1 protein-coding gene is annotated in these 646 nt (G+C 34.5%); it reads right to left on the bottom strand.

What is annotated here, in order from left to right; genetic code table 11:
• Positions 1–537: hypothetical protein (locus ABD296_RS49765; protein ID WP_344285613.1), on the bottom strand; the 537-nt coding region annotated here is incomplete at its 3' end.
• Between the last annotated feature and the right edge of the window lie 109 nt (positions 538–646).

Below are 646 nucleotides of genomic sequence, written 5' to 3'. Positions count from 1 at the left end.
TTTTTCACGAGGTCTAGGATTTTTCTCATCAGGCTTTGAAATTGTATTGGTCAGGTCTTTGTTGACATCAATCATGTGATCGTTAATAGGATCAAATTTTTTCACTCTAGTGATAAAAAAACGAGTCTTATTGTCATCTAGCCAAATTCCTTCTGCTTCAAGAAAAAGCTTTGTAGGATGTGGCGGATATACAATGGGGTATCTTATGCCTGTGCCATGCTGAAGATGATGAAACTCAGTAACTTCCATACTTCGTTGAATTTTATCGACTATCGTCTGCACATATGGATTTAAGGCTAGATTAGCCAGAAATATAATTGCTGTTTCGCCAATATCTTCATATGGCTTTCTGATTTTTATTTTATATTCAATATTATCATTCTCAACTTCTGTTGTATAAGATTCTAAAAAGCGGTTAATGATAGATTGGCCTGAAGTGCTTAATAAGAGTCCCCGAATATCCTTCCGATTGACGAATAAGCTATGCAAAATATGGATTGATGATGTGATGACTTGAGTTCCATCATTGGAATGCATTAGGCAATGATTCACTTTGCGATATGAATCATTGGTATATTTGGTAAATGGATAGCCTTGAAGAACATAATCAACTTTATTTGGGAGGAAATAGTTTTTTAAAGGAATG

The sequence above is a fragment of the Actinomadura napierensis genome, assembly GCF_039529375.1.
GTDB classification, from domain to species: domain Bacteria; phylum Actinomycetota; class Actinomycetes; order Streptosporangiales; family Streptosporangiaceae; genus Spirillospora; species Spirillospora napierensis.
This window is presented reverse-complemented; position numbering and strand designations above follow the sequence as displayed.